The following is a 22571-nucleotide window of genomic DNA, read 5'->3' as shown; positions in this document are numbered from 1 at the left end:
GAGCCCGCAACCGGTCGGAAAGCCTATCGTTGTACAAGCACAACTAACTCCCGATCGACCGAACGCCACGAACGAGCGCGTCTGGAGACCACCACGTCCACGACCGACACCTCCCCTGCCCTGTCCCATCGCCGCCGACTCGCCGTGCTGGCGACCTGCTGCATGAGCCTGTTCATCGTCGGCCTGGACTCCACCGTGGTCAACGTGGCGCTGCCGACCATGCAACGCGAACTGCACGCACCGGTCAGCGGAATGCAATGGACGATCGACGCCTACACCCTGGTGCTGGCCAGTTTGCTGATGCTCGGCGGTTCGACTGCCGACCGGATCGGCCGGAAGCGAATCTTCCAGACCGGCTTGGTGATCTTCCTGACTTCGTCCGCGCTGTGTGCGCTGGCCCCGTCGCTGGGTTGGTTGATCGCGTTCCGGATGTTGCAGGCGATCGGCGGTTCGATGCTCAACCCGGTGGCGATGTCGATCATCACCAACACCTTCACCGATCGGACCGAACGAGCCCGTGCGATCGGCATCTGGGGCGGGGTGGTCGGCATCAGCCAGGCGCTGGGCCCGATTCTCGGCGGCATCCTGGTCGGCGCTGTCAGTTGGCGGGCGATCTTCTGGATCAACGTGCCGGTGGCGTTGACCGCGGTGATCTTGACCGGCCTGTTGGTGCCCGAGTCGCGGGCGGCAAAACCACGCCGGTTCGATCCCGTCGGCCAGCTGCTGGTGATCTTGATCCTCGGTTCGCTCACGTTCGCGATCATCGAGGGGTCCTCGCTGGGTTGGGGATCGCCGGTGATCGTCGGCTGCTTCACCCTTTGCGCCGTCGCGCTGGCGGGGCTGCTCTGGTACGAGCCGCGTCGGCACGAACCGTTGATCGAGATCAATTTCTTCCGCAGTGTGCCCTTCTCCGGCGCGACCTTGATCGCCATCAGCGCCTTCGCCGGGATGGGCAGTTTTCTCTTCCTGACCACGCTCTATCTGCAGAATCTGCGCGGAATGTCGCCGCTGCAGGCGGGTCTGCACACCCTGCCGATGGCGATCATGACGGTGATCTTCGCGCCGCTGTCCGGTCGGCTGGTCGGCAGTCGCGGACCGCGGCCGTCGTTGTTCTTCGCCGGTCTCGCCCTCACCGTGGCAGGCATTCTGCTCACGCTGCTCGATGCGCACACCCCGTTGTGGCAGTTGATCATCAGCTATCTGATCTTCGGCATCGGCTTCGGGCTGGTCAACTCGCCGATCACCAACACCGCGGTGTCGGGGATGCCACGCTCGCAGGCCGGTGTGGCCGCCGCGACCGCGTCCACCAGTCGGCAGATCGGCACCTCGCTCGGAGTCGCGATCGCCGGCGCGCTGGTCACCTCAGCGACGGTACGCGGGCCGGTGCCGAGCGAGTCGGGTTGGGTGATGATCATCGTGTACGGAGCTCTGGTGCTGGGTCTTGGCGTGCTCACCACGACCCGGTGGGCGCTGGCCACTGCGGCTCGTACCGCGGAACGGTTGCAGGAGCCGGAGGTCAGTGATCTGGGCGGCGGTCCGGAGGCGGCGCCGTGAGCCGGCAGCCGGCGGGCCCGAACGACGCCGCCGTACGGGCGTGGCGAGAGCTGCGCAACCTGGTGCAGAGCAACGACCGCCGACGTCGAGTGGCGGACGCGCTGGGGATGAGTTTCATTCGTAGCAAGGCACTGCGGCGCCTGGCCCAGGAGCCGATGAGCATGCGCAGGCTGGCCGAGGAACTGGCCACCGACCGGCCCTACACCACCGTGTTCGTGGATGATCTCGAACAACGCGGCCTGGTCGTCCGCCGGCCGGATCCGTCGGATCGCCGCGGCAAGATCGTCCACCTGACACCCGCCGGCCGGAAGGTCGCCGAGCAGGCGGAGTTGATCTTGGACACACCGCCGGACGCATTCACCCGGCTGTCGGCCGCCGAACTGCGACGCCTGGAGGAGATCCTGCAGAAGCTCGACTGACGTCCTGCGGGCCGGGCAGGACGGCAGCGTCCCGGGCGGCCGCGTCGATGTGTTCTTTCAAGCCCAGTTGAAGACGCGCGATGTCGGCGCGGTAGGCGTCTTCGGTGCCGAGGATGTCGATCACCCGATCGGCCAACAGCGATCCGAGTCGCGGATCATCGGCGTCGAAGGCCCAGTCCGGGCGGCCGATGTCCTCGCAGAAGAAGCGGAGCTTCGGATGGGAGACGATGCTGAGCACCGGCGTGCCCAAGCCGAACGGGATCATCGTCGCGTGGCCACGCATCCCGACCACCACGCTTGCCGCGCGGTAGATCGCGTAACCCTGATCGAGCGTCCGATCGTAGAGCGGATCGATCGGCAGTCGTACGCCGTAGCTGCTGTCAAGATCATCGGCGAGCTTCTCGTCGGCCGGCAGGTGAGCCGCCAGTCTCAGCTCGGCACCGGCCGCGCGGACCCGCTGCGCGAATCTGTGGATCTGCTCCAGGAATGCCGCGTAGCCGTCACCGAATCGACGTTCGGCCCGGTCGAAGGCCGCGTTCAGCAGCACCACCCCGGTTCCGGATCGGGCGGGTGGGAGTCCGGGATGGATGTGCTCGGTGATCGTCGTCGGACACGGCACGAAGCGGACTCGCTCATGCAACCGCTCGGGCAGCATGGCCCGCACCGCGGCCATCGACCCGTGGTTACGCAGCCCGATCAGCTGCGCCCGTTCGGTCAGCGCGAGCAGGTTTCGGGTAAACAGGTCACCGCGGAATCGCTGCCCGGTAAAGAGATTGAAGCCCACCGCAAAGACGCTGATCGGCACCTCGATCCGGTTCAGCAGCTCGGCCGGCACGTTCCACTGCCAGCCGCTGTTGCCGTTCGGCGAGGTGTCGGGCAGGAACAGTCCGCCGCCGCCGATGATCAAGGAACGCTGACCGTTGACCAGCTCCAGCCGCGCCTCGTCGAACACCTGATGGGCGTGGATCGGCAGCCAATCGGTCTGACCGGCAACATGCTCGATCGACTCGCGGACCGAGACCGGCAGCGCTACGTCGCCGAAGTTCCCGCCCTCGGAAACGTAGAAGGCGACATGGCCGACGCCACCGGTCGGCGCATCGGCCAGGCTCGGCGTGATCGGCTGCCGGCAACGCCGCAGCGCGATCTCTGCCTTGCGGTTGGCCAGATTCGCCCGCAACGCGTACGTGGCCGCCTCGGCGCCGCGGTCGTAGTCGTGTTGGATCCAGGCGATCTCCGCCTCCTCCGCGGCGGCCCGACTCGCGGTGAGGGTGCTGTGCCGAGCCAGCTGCAACACGTCCCGGGCCGCGTCGTAGCGGCTCAACGCGCGCAGCACCCGGGCCAGCAGCAGGATGAACCGCTGGAAGTCACCGGAGCTGCTGCTCGGCAGCTCGGCCGCCGCCAGCTCGGTCAGGGTTTGCAATGCAGCAACGAAATCCGCATCCGCAACCTGCGCCTCGGCGCATGCGAGCCGTTGACCGATCGTCGGTTGATCAGCTCGCGCACTCCGGTCCTGATCATGGTCTTGATCTTGATCTTGGCCCGGCTCGGGGACGAGTCGGTGATCACGATCGATCGGCTGGTCTTGATCATCGGCAGTGGTTCGGAGCTTGCCGGCCAAGATCGCCATCAGGCGGTCCTCCTCAGATGGTCGTCCGTGGGCATGGAGATCACCGGACCGGCGACCGAGTCGGCGTGGGCCATCACCCACTCCTTCTCTGCCGCCGAGTTGTGTCCCGGCGAGTGCGGGATCAACGACGCCGGCGAGAGCCGGTGCATGCCCGACGCGTAGAAATCGAAGCCGTACAGGTCGATCGCGGTGCTGACGCCGAAGTGCATCAGCAGCCGGATGAACTGGAAGCCGGCGGTCGGCAGCTTGAACGGGTCGTTCTTGGTGATCAAGCCCAGCTGCACGGCCGGCCATCGCAGACTGGCGTCACCCAGCCAGTCCTGAGCGCCCGGACGCACACGCAGCTTCAACGAGTCCCGCCACAGGTTCTCCTTGGCCGACAGCAGGATCCTGACATCGACCGGCACGTCGGTGTTGAAGTCGTACTTGTGGAAGGCGACGTGGATGCTGGTCCGCCGGCCGGTGTCCGCCTCCTGCAAGGCGAACGAGTTGAACCGCAGGACCAGATCATGATCGTCGATCTGTCGACCCAGACCACTGCCCAGCAAACTCGGCGAGTTGGCCACCAGCGCGACCGACCGGCCGGAAAGGTAGGACCGGAAGCGATCCCGGTTGATCGTCCGCACCGACTGTGCGACCTCGGCCGGCGCCAGCACGATCCGTTCTCGTTGCTGACTGGAGGCCCAGGCCTGCATCAGCGGACGCAGTCCGGCGGTCTCCCCGCTCCCCGACCCCGAGGCGGCGATTGCCCTGTTGATCAACACTGATGCCAGTCGGGCGTCAAAGTCGGCCGGCTGTTCGGCCGGCAGCTGCGCGACGGTTGCCAGAGCGGCCGACTCGGATCGGTGCCGTCGCTCCGGCTCCGGCATCAGCGCGATCAGCCGGCGAGCGCGTTGTCGCCCCCGCTCGTTGATCACCCAGCGCCGGGCCTCGTTGCGATGCCGGCTGCCGCCCAGTGCGGTTCTCCAGGCGTCCTGGGCCGGCCGCCACTCCCCCCGTACGGCGTGCAGGCGTGCCTTCAACCGGTGTGCACGTTGATGTCTGGGTGAGTCGGCGAGAATGCCGTCGATGATCAACTCGACCCACTCCAGGTCGCCCGCAGCCAGCGCGCGGTAGCCCACCTCGATCACCTGTCCGACCGTGACGCCCGGCAGCGACCGCCAGCTACGCAGCCCGTGTCGGACCAGGCCGGAGGTGACGGAGTTGGCGTACCAACCGGCGGCGATCGTCCGGGTGAACGGCTGCCAGTAGTCCGGCGCGGGCACCCGGTTGATCACCGCGAGCACGAACTCGCGGTTTCTCGCGCCACGGCCGGTCAGCCGTGACCTCAGTTGCTCCCGGCTGCGGGGCGCCGACCGCAGACGAGCGGGCAGACGCCGTACCCGTTGCAGATCCAACCGTCCCTGGTGCAGCTCCTGCCGTCCGCGACGCAGCGCCGCAGAGGCGAATTCCGTTGTGGACAAGGTCTTTCCTCGATAGTTGATCACGAGACCGGCACCACGTCCGGTACTCGATCGGTTGTCGGCTCTTCGATCGGTTCGATCGCCCGGGCCAGCACCTGCAGCCACTCCCGGCGATACCGTTCCCGGGAGAACCGGCCGGACACCTCGCGGGCAGCCCGCGACATCCGGGCAGCAAGATCATCGTCGGTCAGCAGCCGGACGACCGAGGCGGCGAAACGATCGAGATCGCCCGGTGGGACGAGGAATCCGTCGACGTGATCACGGATCACCTCGGCCGGACCGTAGTTGAGGTCGTAGGCCACCCAAACGGTGCCCACCGACATCGCCTCGGTCAGGGTGAGCGGCAGACCCTCGTACCGCGAGGTCATCACCGCCACCCGGGCACCGGCGAACGCGGCCAGCGCATCCTGGGTGAAACCGGCGAAGTTGACCCGGTCGATCAAGCCACATTCCTCAAGCCGGGAACGGAAATCGGGTTCGGCCGGACCGCTGCCGTAGACGTCCAGGACCACCTCCGGCACCGCCCGCCGAACCCGGTCGATCACCTCGACCAGATGTTCCAACCGCTTCTGCTCGGCCAGTCTTCCGAGGAAGATCATCCGCCGCGACCGCCGTCCGCGGTGATCAACAGAGGTCGGCGGCACCTGATGATGGACCACCGCCAACGGCAGACCCGGGTAGCGCCGTTCAAGATCAATTCGCTGCCGCTCGGTCAGACAGACCAGGACTCGGACGTTGCGCTGATCGGTGAAGTACGGCTCCCAGTCCGGCTTGGTCGGCGCCGTTGAGTCGTACGGCGCGTCCAGATGTGAGTTGTGCAGGACGCTGACACCGCGTACCGCCGGGTGCCGCATGCACCGGACAACCCGCTGCCACACGTTCTCGCCGTCGGCGAAGACGATCAGCTGCGGACTGTCGGCGTACTCACGGTCCAGCCAGTCCGCGATCACGCTCGCGTAGTCGCTGATCGTGCCGTCGGCGTAGACGGCGCGGCCGGTGCCGGCCGAGCCCGAGACGTCGGCCGTCAGCCAGCAATACCTGCCGTCGATGAAGAATCGGCGGATGGTCGGCACGCCGTCGGCGAGGTCGTCGACCATGGCCACCTTGCCGTCGACGAACCGCCACAGCTGGGTGCAGCTGCCGTCACCGTCGTACAGCCGGAACGACCGGATCGCGCCGCCGTCGGTGTCCAGCACCTCCTCGCTGCGCAACCGGCCGTCGACCTCGATCCGGACCACGCGCGCGCGCACCGGGTCCCGGCCGGGAACCAACACGGACCGGACCGTGCCGGGTGTCCGCTCGTCGAGTCGCGGCAGGTCGACAAGTTCATGATCGGCCCCGGCCAACTGATGTTCCCAGCCCGGCGCGTCCAGCCAGACGAACCGGACCGCGACCTGCGGATGCAGACCGCCCGCCGATCGCAACGCGGCGATCTCCGAATCCGAAGCCATCCCGGAGATCACCAGCGTCACCGGATATCCCTCGGCCGCGTACAGGTTGGCCCGTTGCAGCACCGCGCGGCTGCCGCCGGCCACCCGGCGACTGATCGTCCGCGCGAACATCACGACCTGTGGTCGATCCACTGTCCCTCCTCGATGGCCCGGCGATCTGGTGCCGACCTGCCGGGCTTCTGGGAGTGAATCGACGCCAGATGACCGGAAGGTGTCATCCCGGTGTCGTGTCGACGTCGGCTCGGCCGGGCGATCCGTTCAGTGGAGCAGTACGTCGACCAGCAGCCGGGTCCGGCTGGCACGCCCGGCCGGCGGCAGCCGACCGTCCCGGGTCAGGATGGCCATCCCGTGCAGTGCCGCCCAGACGACCTCGGCGTACACCTGCACGTCCCGCCCGTCGGTGGCCGGTCGAATCGTCTCGACGATCTCGCCGAACGCTGCGCGGAGGTTGGCCGGCGTGTCCTTCACCCCGAACGCCAGCCCGCCCTGATGGGAGAACATCGCCTGGTAGAGCGCCGGGTTGGCCGCCGCGAAGTCGAGATAGCCGTCGACCAGTCGGGCCAGCCGAGTCCGTACCGATCGCGTACCGTGCCGGCTCGCCCGGACGACCTCAGCGAGTTCGTCGAAGCCCTGCAGCGCAACCGCGTCCATCACCGCGGACATGCCGCCCGGGAAATGGCTGTAGAGGACCGGCTGGCTGTATTCGATGGCGTCCGACAGCCGGCGGGTGGTGACCGCTGCCCAGCCCTCCGCCTCGGCGATCCGCCGAGCGGCGCCGATGATCATCTTCTCGCGTGCCTGCCGGTCCCGCTGCCGTCGTTCGGTTGTCGACATGAAAAAGACGCTAGCACTGCTAGATTCGCTGCACTATCGTTGCGCCGAAACCTAGCAGCGCTAGCCTCAAGGAGCTTGTTGTGACTGACATCATCGGTTCGGTCCTGGTCTGGATCGTCAGCATCATGATCATCGGAATCGGTATCGCCTACCTCTTCCGCAACCAGAGCAACGCAGCCGGCTTCGGCCTGCCGGTGCTGCCCGAACCGGCCGCGCGAGGGTGGTGGCAGGTCAAGGGAGTACGCGACATCACCACCGGAATCGCCCCGATCACGCTGTTCTTCGTGCAACCGGCAGCACTGCCGTGGCTGATCCTGGCCGAGGCGCTGATCCCGATCGGCGACATGCTGGTCATCCTCGGGAATGGGGGCAGCAGGGCGAGGGCCTTCGGGATCCACGGCCTGACCGCGCTGGTGATGATCATCGCAGCGATCCTGCTCTGGCTCTGACGCACCGAGTCGGGCCTGTCGGCGCCGTGGTCCAGAATGGGCAGGTGAGAAGTCGGGCATCCATCCTGCATCTGGATCTGGATGCCTTCTTCGCCTCGGTCGAGCAACGGGACAAGCCGTCGCTGCGGGGCAAACCGGTGATCGTCGGCGGGATCGGTCCGCGCGGGGTGGTCTCGACCGCGTCGTACGAGGCCAGGGTCTTCGGCGTGCACTCGGCGATGCCGTCCCACGAGGCGCGCCGGCGCTGCCCGCAGGCGGCTTTCCTGTCCGGTCGTTTCGACGCGTATCGAACCGCCAGCCGTGCGGTGATGGGTGTGTTGCGCAGCGTCTCACCGCTGGTCGAACCGCTCAGCCTGGACGAGGCGTTCGTCGACCTGGCGGCCGCGACGCGTCCGGTCACTCTGGACGAGGACGGGCTGGCCGCGCTCGCCGCCGAGATCAAGGACGAGGTCGGCCGGGCGACGGGCGGGCTGACCGCCTCGGTCGGCATCGGCAGTTCCAAGTTCATCGCCAAGCTGGCCACCGAGTTGGGCAAGCCCGACGGCTACACCCTGGTCGAACCCGGCCGGGAGGTGGAGTTGATCAGCCCGATGAGCGTACGGAAGATCCCCGGCGTCGGCCCGGCGACGTTCGACAAACTGCGCCGGATCGGCATCGCCACCATCGCCGATCTGCAACAGATCAGTGATCAGGAGTTGATCCGCGAGGTCGGCCGCTCCCATGGCATCGGGCTGAAGGAGTTGGCCTTCGCCCGCGACGACCGCGCGGTGGAACCGGAGCGGGAGGCGAAGTCGATCTCGGTCGAGGACACCTTCGACACCGACCTGGTCGACCGGGACGAACTCGACGCGATCATCGACAACGACGCCCGGCAGGTCGCCACGCGACTTGCTGCCGCCCGTCTGTTGGCCCGGACGGTGACGGTCAAGGTACGACTGCACGGCTTCGTCACCCACACCCGCAGCCGTACCTTGAACGGGGCGACCGATCGGGTCGACCTGATCGCGCAGATCGGCCGGTCACTGCTGACTGAGGTGGACACCAGTCCTGGAGTGCGGCTGCTCGGCGTCGGGGTTGCCGGACTGACCGACGTGCTGCAGGAGGATCTCTTCTCCGGCAGCGAGGATCTCACCGAGGACGTCGAGGGTGACGGCGCTGCCGACCAGTCCGAAGATCAGCGCACAGTTGATCAAGAACATGCGGCGGCCCAGACAACCGCAGATTCGGTCGATCCCGACCAGGCCCACTCCGACCCGGCCGACCCGCGGCTGAACGACGACCGCCCCACCGGCGGCGTCGATGCCGAAGCGGCCGGGCTGCATCGAGGCCGGAGCAGGCTGGACTGGCCGCCCGGCGCCGACGTCGAACATGATGATCATGGCCTCGGCTGGGTCTGGGGCGCCGGTCTGGGCCGGGTCACCGTCCGCTTCGAGACCGCCGACACGCCGCCCGGCCCGGTCCGTACCTTCGCCGACGACGACCCCAAACTGCACCGCTGCTGACTGACTTGTCAGCGGCAGAAGGCGTTATAGCGCTTCGTAACGCTGACAAGTCAGTGCGAGGATGGGGCGATGTGGATCGGCTGGATCGAGTTCGACCTGTTGCTCGGGGATGTCCATTCGCTGAAGGAGAAACGTGCCGCGGTACGACCGTTGGTGGCCGAGTTGCGACGCCGGTTCCAGGTCAGCGCCGCCGAAGTTGATCATCTGGACCTGCATCGGCGAGCCGGCGTCGGGATGAGTTGCGTCGCCGCCCAACGCGCACACGTGGTGGAGCTGCTGGACGCCGCCGAACGCCTGGTCGCCGGCCGAGCCGAATTCGAGTTGCTGTCCGCCCATCGCGACCTCGCCCACTCCGACGACGAGCGATGACCGTCGCCGGATCACTCGATCGGGCCGCCGAGCACCAGCCAGCCGATCGCGTCGCTGAGTTCGCTCTGGTCGGGGCCGCCGTCGTCGGGCCACAGCGTGGCGGCGAGCGCACTCGTACGGGTTTGTTCGGCCAGGGCATGCGGCGAGATACCCCAGACGGAGGTCAGCGCCGGACCGATCTCCTCCGGCAGCAGATCAAGAACGGCGGCGGCGTAGAGCTGGGTGCTCGCTCTCAGTGCGCCGATCCGCCGTCCGGGAAGACCGGATCCCAGTTCGGCGCCGAGCGACCGGGCGTACGGCAGCAACGCCGTCGTGCCGGCACCGGTCGCAGGCCCGGTGACCGTGATCAACTCCAGGTGCGCCGACACGGTTCGAAGATGATCTTCGCCGGCGGCTGTCGGATCATCGATGTCCACCGAGCCTGCTACGTCGTGCAGCCGCGCCAACAACACGCCCGGATCACCGCCGGACGCCAGCTCGGCCAGACACAACCTGGTACCCGCCAATCCCAAGCCTGGTAGAGGTTCCTCAATATCGAGCATCGCCTGCCGGGCCCTGGCCAACGGTTCCGGGTCACCGGTCCGGACCGTCTCCTGGGCCAGGAAGGCCTGATCCATGATCGACAGCCGATCCTTGTCCAACAGCCTGGCCGTGTGCAGCGCGACCGCATCTTCTGCATCGGATTGATCATCCGAGAGTCGCCCGATCACTGCCTGCTGCAAGCCCAGAGCGGCTCCCCCGCCGGGCATCACCCCGATGCCGGCAGCGGAGCGATCGGCGGCCAGCCAACGACTGCTCAGCTCGGTGATCAACTCGTCGGCCGGCGGCACCCACGCCAGATCGAGCCGGGTGGTGCCGCGAGCTGACCGCAGCTCGACCGGATAGCGGCCCGGCTGATCACTGGTCACCAACTGGCTGTCGCCCTCGGTCTCCACCAGAACCGGATCGGACGCCAGCACCGCGACATCCGGATCGTCGATCTCGTACGGCTCCCCACGCGGCAGTTCGGTGCGCAGCGAGGTCGTGGGCCCGTGCCAGGAGGTCATCCGGGCGATCTCCGGCACCAACTCGATCCGCCATTGCAACACCAGCCGGCGTCCCGGCGGCAGCACCAGCCGTCCGGTCCGGAATCCGTCCTCGACCTGGCCGGCCAGAACGCCCTGGGTCAGGTCACCGACCAGCAGCGGTCCTCGTCCGTCGGCTGATTGGACGCTCCACCGGGTGTGCCCGGCTGCGATCAGCGCCCAGCCGATCTGGTCGGCCGCCGGCTGCAGCCGGAGCACCAGGTCGTCCACCGTGACGGTCGAGGACGACGTGTTCAACAGCATGTGCCGTTGCAGCCAGCTGCCGGTGAACCCGTCACGCACGGTGTATGCCAACTCGGGATGATCAACGACGCCGTAGCTGGCCTCGGTCTCGTCCAGATCGGTGACCAGACCCGCGAACTCCCAGTGCCGCCGGCGTCCATCGATCGTCACCGCGCCCGGCCGATCCTGGCCGACCAGCACGTCCCGGCCGTCGACGGCAACACGTACCGGCAACCCACCGGGGCCGATGATGATCTTCAGCCCACCGGCGGTGAAGGTCAGTTCCTGCGCTGACATCGCCCACACCAGAAGAGATTCCGGCCCTCCAGCACCTCAGTACGGATCCGTGAACCGCAGACGTGACACGGCAGTTGTGCCCGGCGGTACACGTACACCTCACCACCATGATCATCGACTCGCGGCGGCCGGCCCATCGCCTCGGGCGAATGCTCTCCCCGGACGGTGTCGATCCGGTTGTCGACGACGCCCTGCGGCATCAGCGTGACCAGGTCGTCCCAGATCGCCAGCCAGGATTGACGAGCCAGCTTGCGGCCCTCGACGTGCGGTCGGATCCGCTGCCGGAACAGGACTTCGGCGCGATACACGTTGCCGACACCGGACAGGACCGTCTGATCCATCAGCAGTGCGGCGATCGGCTTGCCGGAGCGATGGATTCGATTCCAGGCGCGCTCCGGATCGGCGTCGGGCTGCAACGGATCGGGGCCGAGCCTGGCCAATTCGGCGCGCACCTCGGCCGGCGTCCGCACCACGCACAACTGCGGGCCAGTCAGGTCGGCGGCCACCTGCGGGGTGGCCAGCCGCACCCGGACCTGCCCCAGCGGCGGAGCCGGCGGCGCCAGCCGAAGCTTGCCGATCAGACCGAGGTGGATGTGCAGAAGTTGATCATCGAAATCGACGAACAGGTGCTTGCCGTGGGCATCCGCGCCGCGGCACTCACGACCGTTGAGTAACGCGGCCGAATCGGCGAATCTGCCTTGTGGACTGGACACCTGCGGCTTGGTGCCGGCGAACGCGTCGGTCAGATCGAGCGCCAGCCGGTGCAGGGTGTGGCCCTCGGGCATCCTTCTCCGATCGTCGGCGGTGAGGTGGTCAACGGTGCGATCGGTCCGAGCCGATCGACAGGTGATCGAGATCAAGACTGCGCAGCTCGGCTCGACCGGATCTACACTATGGCCCGTGATCAAAGAACGTGATCGGCGAGGGGTCGCCGATGACGCGGGGAATGGCTCTTCGTCGGGTGAGGTTCGCCACAGCGACCGCTTCAGCACCGATCCGACCCGGGACGCCGGGCGCGACTTCGGTCGGGATCGTGACTTCGGCCGCGACGGCGTGTCCGGGTTGCTGGACTTCGACCGGTCGATGCGGGCCCGAGACGTGTCTCGGCCGGGAACGGCCGAAGAGGAATTGGCCCGTGAGGTCGTGGACAGCCTGATCGCCCGCGCCGAGGGCAGACCGCGCCGCGTACCGGTCTGCTGAGACGCGGACACCCGACCTCGTACGACCAACGGTCGCCGCCGGTCAGGCGCCGGGCAGCTTGCCCGTCTTCTCGTACGCCGCCAGCTGCTCGATCCGCCGCTGGTGCCGCGGCTCACCGGAGAATTCCGTTGCCAGGAAGAGTTTGATCAGCTCCGTGGCCTCGTCCTCGCTGTGCATCCTCGCGCCGATCGAGATCACGTTGGCGTTGTTGTGCAGCCGGCCCAGCCGTGCGGTGTCGGCGTCGTAGGCCAGCACGGCACGTACTCCGGTGACCTTGTTGGCGGCGATCTGCTCGCCGTTGCCGGAGCCGCCGATGACGATCCCCAGCGAGCCCGGGTCGGCGACGGTCGCGGCGGCCGCGGGGATGCAGTAGAGCGGGTAGTCGTCGTCCGGATCGAGGGCCTGAGGACCATGATCGACAACGTCGTGACCGTCGGCAGAGAGCACTTCGATCAGGTGGTTCTTGAGCTCGAAGCCGGCATGGTCGCTGCCGATGTGTACGCGCATGCGCTCACTATGTCATGTCGATCCCGGTCATCCGACTCGGTCCTGAGGGTCCGGTTGACGGCCCGGCTGGCTTTCCGGGGGCGTCGGCGGGCGTGGCAGGATCGAGCCCATGTTCTTGCACAACCTCACGCGGGACGAGGCCGGACGCCGATCTGGGCTGCTCGACACCCGCTCCTACAACGTCACCATCGATCTGACCGGCGGCGACCTCGCCGGGAATCGACTGGAGCAGCCGGAGACCACCTTCGTCTCCCGATCGGTGGTCGACTTCGCCGCCGTTGAGGAGGCCGACACCCACGTCGACCTGATCGCGGAGCGGGTGCTGTCCGCGTCGCTGAACGGTGTTGATCTTGATCCGGCGACCTTCGACGGATCCCGACTGCCACTGCGGGTGGCCGAGGGTGACAACGAGCTGGTGGTGACCGCGCTGTGTCGTTACAGCCGCAGTGGTGAGGGACTGCACCGTTTCGTCGATCCGGCCGACGGTCGGATCTACCTCTACACCCAGTTCGAGGCCTCCGAGGCCCGCCGGGTGTACGCCTGCTTCGAGCAGCCGGACCTGAAGGCGACCTTCGAGCTGACCGTGCTGGCGCCGTCGAGCTGGACCGTGATCGCCAACTCGATCGGTGATGAGCGGGAACCGGTTGAGGGCCAGGAAGTCAACAGCTGGTGGCACTTCCCGCCGACCCCTCGGGTGTCGACCTATCTGACCAGCCTGATCGCCGGCGAGTACGCGGTGGTCACCGACAGTCACCGGGCCAAGTCCGGTGAGCTGCCGATGTCGATCTTGGTCAGGCAGTCGTTGCGGGAGTACCTGGACGCCGATCGGATCTTCGCCACCACCAAGGCGGGCTTCGACATCTTCGAGCAGCACTTCGGCTACGCCTACCCGTTCGGCAAGTACGACCAGTCGTTCGTGCCGGAGTACAACATGGGCGCGATGGAGAACATCGGCTGCGTCACCCTGCGCGACGAGTTGGTCTTCCGCTCCCGGGTGACCGAGGCGTCCTACCGGACCCGCGACGACACCATCCTGCACGAGCTGGCGCACATGTGGTTCGGCGATCTGGTCACCATGGTGTGGTGGGACGACATGTGGCTGAAGGAGTCCTTCGCCGAGTTCGCCGCCACCTTCGCCATCGCCGAACGCAGCGGTGATCCGGAGACGGCCTGGGCCACCTTCACCGGATCCCGGAAGAACTGGGCCTATCGTCAAGATCAACTTCCGACCACCCATCCGATCGCCGCGGACATGGTTGATCTCGAGGCGGTCGAATCCAACTTCGACGGCATCACCTACGCCAAGGGTGCTTCGGTGTTGCGGCAGCTGGTCGCCTTCGTCGGCCAGGACGCTTTCCTGGAAGGGGTTCGCGGCTATTTCGCCGAGCACGCGTTCGGCAACACCCGGCTGGCGGATCTGCTCGCCGCGCTGGAAGGTCCGTCCGGTCGTGATCTTTCCGGTTGGTCCGCCGAATGGCTCCAGACCGCCGGGGTGAACACGCTGTGGCCGGTCTTCGAGACCGACGACTCCGGCGTCTTCACCCGCTTCGCGGTCGAACAGACGGCGATCGAGAAATACCCGACGCTTCGGCATCACCGGATCGCGATCGGGTTCTACAACCTGATCGACGGCACACTGCAGCGGACCCACCGGGTCGAGGTCGACGTCGCCGATGCCCGCACCGAGATCGCCGAACTGGTCGGTGCCGAGCAACCGGATCTGGTCCTGCTGAACGACGACGACCTGAGCTACGCCAAGATCAGATTCGACCAGCGTTCGCTGCAGACCTTGATCGAAAACCTGTCGGCGCTGCCGTCGCCGCTGGCCCGTGCGGTCTGCTGGGGCGCTGCCTGGGACCTGTGCCGAGACGCCGAACTGCCGGCCGCCGACTATGCCGAACTGGTGCTGCACAACGTCAGCACCGAGTCCGATCTGAGCACCGTACGAGCCGTGCTGGCCAACGCCGGCGCGGCAGTTCGCTCGTACACGCCGCCGACGGCCCGGGACAAGATCAGCTCGCGGTGGGAGGACGGGCTGGCCGAACTGGTCAACGACGCTGAAGCGGGCAGTGATCATCAGCTGGCGTTGGCCAGGGCGTACGCGGCGGCCGTGAACTCGACCACCGGCGCGGCCCGGTTGGGCGGCTGGCTGCAAGGCGCTGCCGTACCGAAGGGGTTGGAGATCGACACCGAGCTGCGCTGGTTGTTGATCAAGCAGCTGGCCCGGTTGGGCCGAGTCGACGACGAGTTGATCATGGCCGAGTCGGAACGCGACAACACCGCTTCCGGTCAGGAACAGGCCGCGGCAGCTCGCGCGGCCCGTCCGACTGCCGAGGCCAAGGCAACGGCCTGGGCGCTGGCGGTGGACGGCAACGACATCCCGAACGAGACGCAGCGGCAGATCTGCCTGGCGTTCTGGCAGCCCGGTCAGGCCGACGTGTTGTCCGACTACCTCGACAAGTACCTGAACGCGGCCGAACAGATCTCCACCTCGGCAGGGATTTGGGCGCAGAAGTCGTCGATCTTCCGGCAGAACGTGCTGACCTACCTGTTCCCCGACATCGCCGACGACGCGGCGTTCATCGGCCGGGTCCGGGGCTGGCTCGCGGCCGGGGTGACAGCCAACGGCGGCCCGTTGGGCGACATGGTCAAGCATCTGGTCGCCGAGGAACTGGACGCGGTCGAACGTGCGCATCGCTGCCAGCAAGCGGCCCGCTGACGATGATCAGGATCGCCGAGCTGCAAGATCGACTGCATCGGCACTACCCGCCCGGTTCCGCGCAGGGCTGGGACCGGGTCGGGTTGGTGACCGGCGACGTCGATGATCAACTTCGCGGTGTGCTGCTCACCGTGGACGTCACCGACGCGGTGATCGAGCAGGCGATCCGGCTCGGCGCGAACCTGATCATCGCCCATCATCCGCTGCTGTTGCGTGGGGTCAACGCGGTCGATCCCGCGCACCCGAAGGGGCGGATGATCACCAGCCTGATCCGGCATCGGATCGCGTTGATCACCGCACACACCAACGCCGACATCCCGGCCGGTGGAGTCGCGGAGTCCCTCGCCGCGGCGCTCGGGCTGGCCGACACCCGTCCGCTGCAGGTGATCGAGGTCACCGAATCGACCGACGCCGCGGCGGTGGCCGGGATGGGACGGATCGGCCGGATCGAGCCGATCACGTTGGCGGCCTTTGCCGAGCGAGTTGCCGCAGTCCTGCCGGCCACCGCCGGTGGCGTACGAGTAGCGGGTGACCCGGACCGGACGATCAGCACCGTCGCACTGCAGGGCGGTGCCGGAGATGATCTTCTCGACCTCGCCCGGCAATCCGGCGCGGACGTCTATCTGACCTCCGATCTGCGCCACCATCCGGCCTCGGAAGCCGTTGCCTGGAAGGATTCCCCGGCCCTGATCGACGTCTCCCACTGGGCCGCGGAGTGGATCTGGCTGCCCCCGCTGCAAACCGAACTGCAGACGCAGCTCGCCGATCCGGCGATCAAGATCACCGTCTCCGAACTCCGTACTGATCCGTGGGACTTCGTGGTCGCCCGACCGACGACCTGAGCGCCTCCGCACAGTGCCGGATCGGCCCTACTGCCAGAGCTCGCCGATCGATGCGGCGAGCGACCGGCCCTGGTCGTAGCCGCCACGTGCCGCCTGCGGCCGGGTCGACGGGTCCAGCGCGTTGGCGTCGAACACCTCGCCGGCGCCCGCGTCCGGAAACACGGTCTCGACCACGCTCCCGCCGGCGCGCAACTCGGCGACCTGGCTGGCCAGATCCATCCGCCACTCGGCCTTCATCCGAGACCGGCCGCCGAAGGGCGAGAACACCAACACCCGTTGGTATCCGGCGGCCAGATCGGCATTCTCACTGCGCCGATAGCCGCCGTTGAGGTAGCGCTTCTCGCCGATCCGGTAGGGCGTCATCGACGACGTGCTGGCCGCGACCGCATCCACCAGGTCGATGCCGCTGGCGCGGTCGAACACGACCGGTTCGCCGCTGATCGCATCCACGGCGACGATCAGCATTCGCTGGTCGGGCCAGCGCGCGCCGGGCAGGCGGGATGCGACGATGCCCCGCCAGCGCACCTGATTCGCTCCGTCGGAGTCGTCCAGCGCGATCGCCGCGGCGCCCAACCGGCGCCGCATGTCGGCGGGATCATCGGCCGAGGCGATGATCTTGTTCGACCACTCCAGGTAGCTGGGTCCGGAGGAGTTCGCCGCACGTCTCGCGCTCGGCCCGGCCGGGCCGGGACGCGGTGGCGGCACTTCGGCGACGACGGCCGCGTACAGCTCGGCCGGTCGTGCATCACCGGTCAGCTGAGCAGCGACCGTCGAACCTGCCGACGTTCCGATGATCAGGTCGGCGCCGGTGACGTCGACGCCGGCATCGGCCAGCCCGGCGACGAGACCGATCTCCCAGGCGTTGCCGGCGGCGCCACCGCCGGCCAGGACAAGGGCTCGCTCCTGTGGGGAAGATTTCGCATTCATGATGCACTCAAACTAGTGGCTCATGGGCCAATCGTCGTGTCCGATTTCCGCGAGTGGCGGCACCGGGACGGTGCCAGGATGGTGGCCATGACTGCACAGCTGACCGAACGGCGGGTGCCCGTGATTCCCGACGACGAGATCTGTTATCGGGCGGTGGCGGGACGTGATCCACGCTTCGACGGCTGGATCTACGTCGGCGTCACCTCGACCGGGATCTACTGCCGACCGAGTTGCCCGGCCAAGACACCGCAGCCGGCGAACTGCCGCTTCTTCGCTGCGGCCGGTGCGGCACAGCAGGCCGGATTCCGGGCCTGCCGACGCTGCCGGCCCGACGTCGTACCGGGTTCGCCGCTGTGGAATCCGCGCGCCGACGTGGCTGCCCGGGCGATGCGGCTGATCGCCGACGGCATGGTCGATCGCGACGGTGTCTCCGGTTTGGCGGCGGCGGTGGGCTACAGCGAACGCCAACTCAACCGGCTGCTGATCGCCGAGGTCGGCGCCGGTCCGTTGGCGATCGCCCGGGCGCAACGGGCCCAGACCGCGCGGATGTTGATCGAGAACACCGACCTGCGGATGGCCGACGTCGCGTTCGCCGCCGGCTTCGCCAGCATCAGGCAGTTCAACGACACAGTGCTGCAGGTGTACGGCCGTGCACCGTCGACGCTGCGACGTACGCCGTCGGCCGGCCGAGCCACGGCCTCGGCCCGACCGCCGATGATCACCCTTCGGCTGCCGGTGCGGCAGCCGTTCGCGGCCGGACCGTTGTTCGATTTCCTTGCCCTGCGGGCGATTCGTGGGATCGAACTGGCGCAGGAGGACGGGCGGGTCCGCCGATTCAGCCGCAGCTGCGAACTGCCGCACGGTGCCGGCCTCGTCTCGTTGATCATGGACGAGCGGACCGGCACACTGACGGCGGCGCTGCGGCTCGATGATCTACGTGATCTTGCTGCCGCGGTGAGCAAGATCCGCCGGTTGCTCGACCTGGACGCCGATCCGGTGGCCATCGACAGCACCCTGGGCGGTGATCCGCAGTTGGCTGCGGCGGTCGCGGCGCTGCCCGGCGTCCGGGTGCCGGGCGTGACGTCCGGCGACGAACTCGCGGTACGGGCGCTGATCGGGCAGCAGATCTCGGTTGCGGGCGCGGCCACCACCGCCGCCTCGATCGTCCGCCAGTACGGCGCGGTGCTGCCGGAACAGGAGACTGCTGGCGACGCGAGCCGCGAGGATCCCGATCGTCGGCCGACCCGATCCGAGTTCGATCATCGTCCGGCCTCATCCGATCATGATCATCGAACCGGCCGACGGCTCGACGCCACGCAACCGACTCATCTGTTCCCCACCGCCGCCGCGCTGGCAGCAGCCGATCCGGCAACCCTGCCGATGCCCCGATCGAGAGGCCGGGCATTGGTCGGTATGGCCGCCGCGCTCGCCGAGGGCCGGATCGATCTGTCCGCCGGTGCCGACCGGGCCGAGGCGCGGACGCGACTGCTCGAGCTGCCCGGGATCGGCCCGTGGACGGCCGGCTACATCGCGATGCGCGGGCTCGGCGACCCGGATGTGTTGCTGACCGAGGATCTGGTGATCAGGCGTGAGTTGGAACGCCGAGACCTCGATCCCGGCGGACATCCGGAATGGGCGCCGTGGCGCTCGTACGCAACCATGCGACTCTGGCAGACCAGCCACCAGGAGGCGGCAGCATGATCAACAATGACCCGACCACCAGCAACCTGATCGACAGCAAGATCAACTTCGGCGACACCGACAGCATCGCGGGAGCGTTCGGCTATCTGTGGCGCAACGACGCCGATGGACCGGTGATCATCGGCTCCGGCTGGACGGCGGATCCCGAAGAACTGATCGCCCTGGTGCATCCGTCCTTGCGTCCGATCGGCGAGGTCGGGCGTGCCAACAGCAAGATCATCGACGACGCCGTGCGTGACTACGGCGCCGGCAGGCTGGAGGCGATCGATGTGATCAGGGTCGAGCAGCACTCCGGTCCGTTCATCGAGGCGGCCTGGGACGCCCTGCGTGCGACCCCGCCGGGTCACGGCTCGACCTACACCGAGCTGGCGGGTCGTGCCGGTCGACCGGCCGCGGTTCGGGCCGCCGCGGCGGCCTGCGCCTACAACGCGGCCGCGCTCTTCGTGCCCTGCCACCGGATCGTCCGCCGCGACGGCCGCCTCGGCGGATTCCGTTACGGCCTGGACATCAAGCGCACCCTGCTGGCCCACGAGGCGTGAATTCAGCTCCGCCGCAGACTCGCCCCGCCCGACCCGCACAGCCACTGCGGCGGTCGGAACGGAACAGCCGCGCGCAAAACTCACTCCCGCACGCGGAATATCGGGTGCGAGAGCAGGTTTTGCGCGCGCCGGTGGGAGTCGGAAACAGCCGCGCGCAAAACTCACTCCCGCACGCGGAATATCGGGTGCGAGAGCAGGTTTTGCGCGCGGCTGTGGGGGGTCGGAACGGCCGGTTGCCTCAGCAGGTCAGATCGGTTCGTTCGTGTGCATCGTCGGGGCCTCGTACGCGGCGTTGGCCAACTGCTGGATGCCAGCGGTCAGCCCACCGGCGATGTCGTGGGCGACAAAGCTGGTCTGCATGCTCGCGGCGGCCAGCCGGCAGTCGCCGTCGCTGAGCACCCGGCGGACGGCCGAGCCGGAGACGATCTCCAGCACCCGGTCGGTCGGATCCACCAACAGCAGCACCGAACGGGCGGCCTGGGGCAGCGCGGAGTGCAGCCGAACCGCGTACGCCCTCGGCTGCTCGCCGGCGGGGCCGACGAAGACGGAGAACTGCACCCCGCAGGTGCGCTCGGCCGAATGCGCGAGCCGTTCGATCCGGTCGATCTCGTGCGGCGTGAGCGGCCCGACGCCGTGCACCGGGCGGAACGGGTCGGTCAGATCGGGCTTGGCCGAACGCTGGTCGGAGCCGGCCACGTTCGGCTGTGTTGCGGGAACCACGTCACCAGCGGGCACTTGTGCCTCCTACCTCAGCGGGAGCGATCGCGCGCCGTCCCTCGGCCGGAACCGTCGCAGGCACCTGGTCGCCGGCGGTGATCGCGGACCGGTCGGCCGGCGCGACACCGAGCCACAGCGGCTCGTCCAGGTGAGTGTCGGCCTCGCCGCGTCCGGCCCGCAGGAGCTCCTTGCTCTTGCCGAGCACGGCGATGATGACGAAGGTCAACGCGGGCAGACCGATCAACAGCCCCAGCACCTCGACCGCCGTCGGCTCCTGCACGGTCGGCCAGAACGGCAGTGTCCCCTGCAGGGGCACTAGCATGCTCACGAGTTCAGTCACGGGCCTACCGTATCCGTTGAACACCGATTCGATGCGAGCAGGTCCGCCGACCAGCAGCGGCAACACAGAGGAGAACGGGTGGCCGACACCGGCTCGGAATCGACCGACGCGGGCGAAGCTCGCCCCACGACGCGATCCGACACCACAGCGGCAGTCGACGGCGAGCTGGGACGGGTGGTCCTGGACGCCGAGGACATCTCCCGGGCCCTGACCCGGATGGCGCATCAGATCCTGGAGACCAACCGCGGCGCGAGCGGTCTGGTGCTGGCCGGCATCCCTCGCCGCGGCGTCCCGCTGGCCGAGCGGCTGGCGGTCGCGATCGAGGCCGCCGAAGGGGTACGGGTTCCGGTGGGCGCGCTGGACATCACCATGTACCGCGACGACCTGCGCAGCCAGCCGACGCGTCCGGTTGGGCACACCCGGATGCCCGGCGACATCGACGATGCGGTGGTCGTGCTGGTCGACGACGTCCTCTTCTCCGGGCGTACGGTGCGGGCCGCGCTGGATGCGCTGGGGGATCTCGGTCGGCCGCGTGCGGTTCGGCTGGCCGTGCTGGTCGATCGCGGGCACCGGCAACTGCCGGTCCGCGCGGACCACGTCGGCAAGAACCTGCCCACGTCGGCCGACGAACGCGTGTTGGTCCGGCTGGCCGAGACCGACGGTGTGAACGAGGTCGTGATCACCAAGGCCACCAAGACCGACCCGGACGCCGCGACACCGGCTCGAACCGGCTCGTCGGAGGGAGCGAACTGATGCGACATCTGCTGTCCGCGGCCGACCTGAGCCTGACCGACGTCGGATCGATCCTGGACCTGGCCGAGGAGATGGCCGATGTGCAGCATCGGTCGATCAAGAAGCTGCCCGCGCTGCGCGGCCGTACCGTGGTGAATCTGTTCTTCGAGGACTCGACCCGGACCCGGTCCTCGTTCGAGATCGCCGGCAAGTGGCTGTCGGCCGACGTGATCAACATCTCCGCCAAGGGATCCTCTGTGTCCAAAGGGGAATCGCTGCGCGACACGGTGCTGACGGTGGCCGCGATGGGGGTGGACGCACTGGTCATCCGGCACGCCGCCTCCGGGGCGCCGCAGCAGGTGACCGGCTGGATCGATGCCCAGGTGATCAACGCCGGTGACGGCATGCACGAGCATCCAACCCAGGCTCTGCTGGACAGTTTCACCCTCCGTAAGCATTTCGGCGCCGACTCGGGTGTGGATGCGTTCGCCGGTCGGCGGATCGCGATCGTCGGCGACATCACCCACTCGCGGGTGGCGCGCAGCAACGTGATCTTGCTCAAGAAGCTGGGCGCGACGCCGATCCTGGTCGCGCCGCCGACGCTGCTGCCGTCCGGGGTGGACAGTTGGGGCTGCGAGGTCAGTCATGATCTTGATCAGGTGATCACCGGGGTGGACGCGGTGATGATGCTGCGGGTGCAGCGGGAACGGATGTCCGGCGGCTACTTCCCCACTCCGCGGGAGTACACCGTCGGCTACGGGCTGACCCGCGATCGCGTCGCCGCGCTCAAACCCGGCACCGCGATCTGCCATCCCGGTCCGATGAACCGCGGGCTGGAGATCTCCGCCGACGCGGCCGACGCCGCCAACTCGTTGATCTTGGACCAGGTCGCCGCCGGGGTCGCCGTCCGGATGAGTGTGCTCTACCACCTGCTCGGCGGCGAGGGTGAGTCGTGATCGGCCGCAACCCCACCTCGTACGCTCCGACCCCGGCCCTCCCGTACAGCCGCACCCCAAAACGACCTCCGCACCGGATATTTCGCGTGCGCGGAGCGATTTCGGGTGCGGCTGTGCGG

At 68.0% G+C, this 22571-nt stretch carries 22 protein-coding genes; 12 read left to right on the top strand and 10 right to left on the bottom strand.

Going from position 1 to position 22571, the window contains the following annotated elements; genetic code table 11:
- Positions 1–162: 162 nt before the first annotated feature.
- Both FOE78_RS08235 and FOE78_RS08230 read left to right on the top strand, forming a co-directional pair.
- Positions 163–1554, top strand: a complete 1392-nt coding sequence (locus FOE78_RS08235) for an MFS transporter (RefSeq protein ID WP_266095009.1) — start codon at positions 163–165, stop codon at positions 1552–1554.
- A complete protein-coding gene (locus FOE78_RS08230; RefSeq protein ID WP_228266104.1) occupies positions 1551–1973 on the top strand; it encodes a MarR family winged helix-turn-helix transcriptional regulator in 423 nt (140 codons plus the stop codon). The genes FOE78_RS08235 and FOE78_RS08230 overlap by 4 nt, the downstream gene beginning before the upstream one ends.
- Here the strand turns inward: FOE78_RS08230 and FOE78_RS08225 are convergent.
- From FOE78_RS08225 to FOE78_RS08210, 4 genes are all read right to left on the bottom strand, one after another.
- Positions 1912–3600, bottom strand: a complete 1689-nt coding sequence (locus FOE78_RS08225; protein WP_168207425.1) for a polysaccharide pyruvyl transferase family protein — start codon at positions 3598–3600, stop codon at positions 1912–1914. The two genes, FOE78_RS08230 and FOE78_RS08225, sit on opposite strands and share 62 nt — an antisense overlap.
- Positions 3600–5063: a glycosyltransferase family 29 protein gene (locus tag FOE78_RS08220; RefSeq protein WP_143985853.1), complete on the bottom strand. Its 1464-nt coding sequence runs from the start codon at positions 5061–5063 to the stop codon at positions 3600–3602. Before FOE78_RS08220 ends, FOE78_RS08225 begins: the two co-directional genes overlap by 1 nt.
- A gap of 20 nt (positions 5064–5083) precedes the next feature.
- The gene (locus FOE78_RS08215; protein ID WP_143985852.1) at positions 5084–6646 is read right to left on the bottom strand and encodes a glycosyltransferase; all 1563 of its coding nucleotides are present in this window, start codon (positions 6644–6646) and stop codon (positions 5084–5086) included.
- Positions 6647–6772: 126 nt separating this feature from the next.
- Positions 6773–7348 carry a TetR/AcrR family transcriptional regulator gene (locus FOE78_RS08210; RefSeq protein WP_143985851.1) on the bottom strand — a complete coding sequence of 192 codons (576 nt, stop codon included), beginning with the start codon at positions 7346–7348 and terminating at the stop codon, positions 6773–6775.
- An 80-nt stretch (positions 7349–7428) separates the two neighbouring features.
- Here FOE78_RS08210 and FOE78_RS08205 point away from each other — a divergent pair, with 80 nt between their 5' ends.
- The 3 genes from FOE78_RS08205 to FOE78_RS08195 all read left to right on the top strand — a co-directional run bounded on the left by FOE78_RS08205 (position 7429) and on the right by FOE78_RS08195 (position 9668).
- Positions 7429–7797, top strand: coding sequence for a DUF4267 domain-containing protein (locus FOE78_RS08205; RefSeq protein WP_143985850.1), 369 nt, complete (start codon positions 7429–7431; stop codon positions 7795–7797).
- A 44-nt stretch (positions 7798–7841) separates the two neighbouring features.
- Entirely contained in the window at positions 7842–9299 is a 1458-nt protein-coding gene (locus FOE78_RS08200) for a DNA polymerase IV (protein WP_143985849.1), read from the top strand.
- 69 nt (positions 9300–9368) lie between these two features.
- On the top strand, positions 9369–9668 hold the full coding sequence (locus FOE78_RS08195; protein ID WP_143985848.1) for a DUF503 domain-containing protein: 300 nt from the start codon (positions 9369–9371) through the stop codon (positions 9666–9668).
- A gap of 11 nt (positions 9669–9679) precedes the next feature.
- On the opposite strand, the gene FOE78_RS08190 is transcribed toward FOE78_RS08195, so the two are convergent.
- Together FOE78_RS08190 and FOE78_RS08185 are read right to left on the bottom strand one after the other, a co-directional pair.
- Entirely contained in the window at positions 9680–11272 is a 1593-nt protein-coding gene (locus FOE78_RS08190; RefSeq protein ID WP_143985847.1) for a hypothetical protein, read from the bottom strand.
- On the bottom strand, positions 11254–12129 hold the full coding sequence (locus FOE78_RS08185) for an Fpg/Nei family DNA glycosylase (RefSeq protein ID WP_407662651.1): 876 nt from the start codon (positions 12127–12129) through the stop codon (positions 11254–11256). The genes FOE78_RS08190 and FOE78_RS08185 overlap by 19 nt, the downstream gene beginning before the upstream one ends.
- A gap of 43 nt (positions 12130–12172) precedes the next feature.
- On the opposite strand from FOE78_RS08185, the gene FOE78_RS08180 reads away from it, so the two are divergent.
- Complete coding sequence (locus tag FOE78_RS08180; protein ID WP_143985845.1) at positions 12173–12472, top strand: hypothetical protein; 300 nt, start codon at positions 12173–12175, stop codon at positions 12470–12472.
- 42 nt (positions 12473–12514) lie between these two features.
- Here FOE78_RS08180 and FOE78_RS08175 read toward each other — a convergent pair whose 3' ends face one another.
- Positions 12515–12979, bottom strand: coding sequence for a ribose-5-phosphate isomerase (locus tag FOE78_RS08175; RefSeq protein WP_143985844.1), 465 nt, complete (start codon positions 12977–12979; stop codon positions 12515–12517).
- Between the two features lie 109 nt (positions 12980–13088).
- Here FOE78_RS08175 and pepN point away from each other — a divergent pair, with 109 nt between their 5' ends.
- Both pepN and FOE78_RS08165 read left to right on the top strand, forming a co-directional pair.
- Positions 13089–15698: an aminopeptidase N gene (pepN, locus tag FOE78_RS08170; RefSeq protein ID WP_143985843.1), complete on the top strand. Its 2610-nt coding sequence runs from the start codon at positions 13089–13091 to the stop codon at positions 15696–15698.
- Between the two features lie 2 nt (positions 15699–15700).
- Entirely contained in the window at positions 15701–16540 is an 840-nt protein-coding gene (locus FOE78_RS08165; RefSeq protein WP_143985842.1) for a Nif3-like dinuclear metal center hexameric protein, read from the top strand.
- Between the two features lie 27 nt (positions 16541–16567).
- On the opposite strand, the gene FOE78_RS08160 is transcribed toward FOE78_RS08165, so the two are convergent.
- A complete protein-coding gene (locus FOE78_RS08160; protein WP_143985841.1) occupies positions 16568–17467 on the bottom strand; it encodes a patatin-like phospholipase family protein in 900 nt (299 codons plus the stop codon).
- Positions 17468–17554: 87 nt separating this feature from the next.
- Here FOE78_RS08160 and FOE78_RS08155 point away from each other — a divergent pair, with 87 nt between their 5' ends.
- Both FOE78_RS08155 and FOE78_RS08150 read left to right on the top strand, forming a co-directional pair.
- Entirely contained in the window at positions 17555–19168 is a 1614-nt protein-coding gene (locus tag FOE78_RS08155; RefSeq protein ID WP_210414881.1) for an AlkA N-terminal domain-containing protein, read from the top strand.
- Positions 19165–19707 (top strand): methylated-DNA--[protein]-cysteine S-methyltransferase, encoded by a 543-nt coding sequence (locus FOE78_RS08150; protein WP_143985840.1) that lies wholly within the window; start codon positions 19165–19167, stop codon positions 19705–19707. The genes FOE78_RS08155 and FOE78_RS08150 overlap by 4 nt, the downstream gene beginning before the upstream one ends.
- Before the next feature lie 246 nt (positions 19708–19953).
- On the opposite strand, the gene FOE78_RS08145 is transcribed toward FOE78_RS08150, so the two are convergent.
- Positions 19954–20442 carry a TPM domain-containing protein gene (locus FOE78_RS08145; RefSeq protein ID WP_143985839.1) on the bottom strand — a complete coding sequence of 163 codons (489 nt, stop codon included), beginning with the start codon at positions 20440–20442 and terminating at the stop codon, positions 19954–19956.
- On the bottom strand, positions 20429–20764 hold the full coding sequence (locus FOE78_RS08140; RefSeq protein ID WP_143985838.1) for a hypothetical protein: 336 nt from the start codon (positions 20762–20764) through the stop codon (positions 20429–20431). The genes FOE78_RS08145 and FOE78_RS08140 overlap by 14 nt, the downstream gene beginning before the upstream one ends.
- A gap of 216 nt (positions 20765–20980) precedes the next feature.
- Here FOE78_RS08140 and pyrR point away from each other — a divergent pair, with 216 nt between their 5' ends.
- Together pyrR and FOE78_RS08130 are read left to right on the top strand one after the other, a co-directional pair.
- Entirely contained in the window at positions 20981–21517 is a 537-nt protein-coding gene (pyrR, locus tag FOE78_RS08135) for a bifunctional pyr operon transcriptional regulator/uracil phosphoribosyltransferase PyrR (RefSeq protein WP_266095027.1), read from the top strand.
- The gene (locus tag FOE78_RS08130) at positions 21517–22452 is read left to right on the top strand and encodes an aspartate carbamoyltransferase catalytic subunit (RefSeq protein WP_143985837.1); all 936 of its coding nucleotides are present in this window, start codon (positions 21517–21519) and stop codon (positions 22450–22452) included. The genes pyrR and FOE78_RS08130 overlap by 1 nt, the downstream gene beginning before the upstream one ends.
- Positions 22453–22571: the final 119 nt, after the last annotated feature.

This window comes from Microlunatus elymi, assembly GCF_007362775.1.
Taxonomy (GTDB): domain Bacteria; phylum Actinomycetota; class Actinomycetes; order Propionibacteriales; family Propionibacteriaceae; genus Microlunatus; species Microlunatus elymi.
The sequence above is the reverse complement of the archived record's forward strand: the minus strand, read 5'-3'. Positions and strand labels throughout refer to the sequence as shown.

Bases quoted from the DNA above. Each gene is read 5' to 3' on its own strand.
- FOE78_RS08175 (WP_143985844.1), bottom strand. From the start codon at position 12,979: ATGCGCGTACACATCGGCAGCGACCATGCCGGCTTCGAGCTCAAGAAC.
- pyrR (WP_266095027.1), top strand. From the start codon at position 20,981: ATGGCGCATCAGATCCTGGAGACCAACCGCGGCGCGAGCGGTCTGGTG.
- pepN (WP_143985843.1), top strand. From the start codon at position 13,089: ATGTTCTTGCACAACCTCACGCGGGACGAGGCCGGACGCCGATCTGGG.
- FOE78_RS08235 (WP_266095009.1), top strand. From the start codon at position 163: ATGAGCCTGTTCATCGTCGGCCTGGACTCCACCGTGGTCAACGTGGCG.
- FOE78_RS08165 (WP_143985842.1), top strand. From the start codon at position 15,701: ATGATCAGGATCGCCGAGCTGCAAGATCGACTGCATCGGCACTACCCG.
- FOE78_RS08225 (WP_168207425.1), bottom strand. From the start codon at position 3,600: ATGGCGATCTTGGCCGGCAAGCTCCGAACCACTGCCGATGATCAAGAC.
- FOE78_RS08210 (WP_143985851.1), bottom strand. From the start codon at position 7,348: ATGTCGACAACCGAACGACGGCAGCGGGACCGGCAGGCACGCGAGAAG.
- FOE78_RS08190 (WP_143985847.1), bottom strand. From the start codon at position 11,272: ATGTCAGCGCAGGAACTGACCTTCACCGCCGGTGGGCTGAAGATCATC.
- FOE78_RS08150 (WP_143985840.1), top strand. From the start codon at position 19,165: ATGATCAACAATGACCCGACCACCAGCAACCTGATCGACAGCAAGATC.
- FOE78_RS08130 (WP_143985837.1), top strand. From the start codon at position 21,517: ATGCGACATCTGCTGTCCGCGGCCGACCTGAGCCTGACCGACGTCGGA.
- FOE78_RS08195 (WP_143985848.1), top strand. From the start codon at position 9,369: ATGTGGATCGGCTGGATCGAGTTCGACCTGTTGCTCGGGGATGTCCAT.
- FOE78_RS08160 (WP_143985841.1), bottom strand. From the start codon at position 17,467: ATGAATGCGAAATCTTCCCCACAGGAGCGAGCCCTTGTCCTGGCCGGC.
- FOE78_RS08155 (WP_210414881.1), top strand. From the start codon at position 17,555: ATGACTGCACAGCTGACCGAACGGCGGGTGCCCGTGATTCCCGACGAC.